The 1,212-nt window shown below is 50.6% G+C and carries 2 protein-coding genes; one reads left to right on the top strand and one right to left on the bottom strand.

Annotated elements, in window-relative coordinates; translation table 11 throughout:
- Nucleotides 1–804, top strand: an 804-nt coding sequence (locus HNP46_RS35635; RefSeq protein WP_260403364.1) for an ATP-binding protein, incomplete at its 5' end; no start/stop codon positions are given.
- Nucleotides 805–970: 166 nt separating this feature from the next.
- Here the strand turns inward: HNP46_RS35635 and tnpB are convergent.
- The coding region (tnpB, locus tag HNP46_RS36335) for an IS66 family insertion sequence element accessory protein TnpB (RefSeq protein ID WP_409372494.1) at nt 971–1,212 on the bottom strand (242 nt) is incomplete at its 5' end.

Raw genomic sequence — 1,212 nt, 5'->3', positions numbered from 1 at the left:
CTTTCAGCATTAGCCATAGAAAAAAGGCTTCAGTTACTCGTACATATCGACAGAGGTGTTCCAGGCTTGATCTTGGGGGACGAAAAATTGGTCCGCCAGATAATAGACAACTTGCTCAGCAATGCAATTAAATTCACCGAAAATGGGCGCATATCTCTCCGGCTCGAAGCGAAATGGATTTCTAGTTCAGAAGTTAGTCTACTGTGGAAGGTAAGTGATTCTGGAAAAGGCATCCCCCATGAGCAGCAATCAAAAATATTCGAACCGTACTATAAAGAGCTCAACAATCGGCCAGACATTAAAGGCGCTGGGCTTAGGCTTGGACTTTCCATATGTCGCAGCCTCAGCACAATAATGGGCGGGAGTATTTCTGTTGTGAGCGAACCGGGCCTGGGGAGCAGTTTTAGCTTTGCGCTCCCGGCAAAAGTCGCAGATTCTTTCCAGCCACTTTGCAATATTGTAAAATTGCCAGCCGAATTGATTTACGTGCGTGCTGCATCCAGGGATCTATCTCAAAACATTGCTGACTGGATTGCAAACTGGGGGGCAACTGCGCGCATTATAAACTCCAGTGAAGTAGCAAGTTCGTCAGATGCACTGCTCGTAGATGGGACCACATTTAACGAGGCTACTAAATCTTGGGCAGGGCCAATTGTCGCAATCTCTGAGAAATTCGGATTAACGCCTCTACTTACATGCAGGGGCGCGGAGGTCAGCTCTTTATCTCTGGAGGGGATTGCCCTGGCTATAAAGCTCGTCTTAGAGCGGAAAATAGAGCAATCCGTACCCCAAAGTTCTAAGTAATTAACATCTTAAGTATTTGCCTTCATTTCAGTAAAATTTAATGATCCTGGGTTTCATCGAAAGCGGCTCGCTTAAGTAAGCTGCCCTTGGCCTGACCTGTTTGTTGCTGATGGAAGTTTTCCTCAGCCTCCGCGGGCGGGATAAAGCCAATTGAGCTCACCAAGCACTAACGCCTGAAGTTGCTCGGCATCCAGCTCCATTTCGGTTCCATGCCGGAGACCCGGCCAGATGACCCGCCCTTGATGCAAGCGCCGGGCCAGATCCCACCCCCGTCGTGCACCAACACCTTCATCCGGTTAGCTCGGCGGTTGGCGAACAGATACGCGCAGTGCGGCTTCGCCGCACCGAATACCGCCACCACACGGGCCAGCGCGGTATCAGTGCCGCCGCGCATATCCATCGGCTCGG

Origin of the sequence: Pseudomonas nitroreducens, assembly GCF_014204515.1 — a bacterium.
In the GTDB taxonomy this organism is placed as follows: domain Bacteria; phylum Pseudomonadota; class Gammaproteobacteria; order Pseudomonadales; family Pseudomonadaceae; genus Pseudomonas; species Pseudomonas nitritireducens_A.
This window is presented reverse-complemented; position numbering and strand designations above follow the sequence as displayed.